General features: G+C 64.8%; 1 protein-coding gene. It reads right to left on the reverse strand.

The features are described 5' to 3' along the window. Positions 1-270: RHS repeat domain-containing protein (locus DIE08_RS35390; protein ID WP_148096114.1), on the reverse strand; the 270-nt coding region annotated here is incomplete at both ends.

The raw sequence follows: 270 nt of genomic DNA on the forward strand, positions 1-270 counted from the left end.
AAGTGCTCTTCGGTATCGTCCGGGTAGCGGATCGCGGCGAGCTGGCCGGCCTCGTGGCGGTAGCGGGTAACCTGGCCGGCCGCGTCGGTGAACTGCACAAGCTGGCCGCGCTCGTCGTAGGTCCATTCGCTGGCTTTGGCCGAGCAGTCCACGTAGCGGGTGAGCTGGCCGCTGGCGTTGTACTCGAGCTGCTTGGTCTTGCCGCTGGCATCGGTGATGCCGATCGGCAACCCCATCAAGTTGTACGCATACTCCGTCTTGTTGCCCAGC

Origin of the sequence: Burkholderia sp. Bp9004, assembly GCF_003858025.1 — a bacterium.
In the GTDB taxonomy this organism is placed as follows: domain Bacteria; phylum Pseudomonadota; class Gammaproteobacteria; order Burkholderiales; family Burkholderiaceae; genus Burkholderia; species Burkholderia diffusa.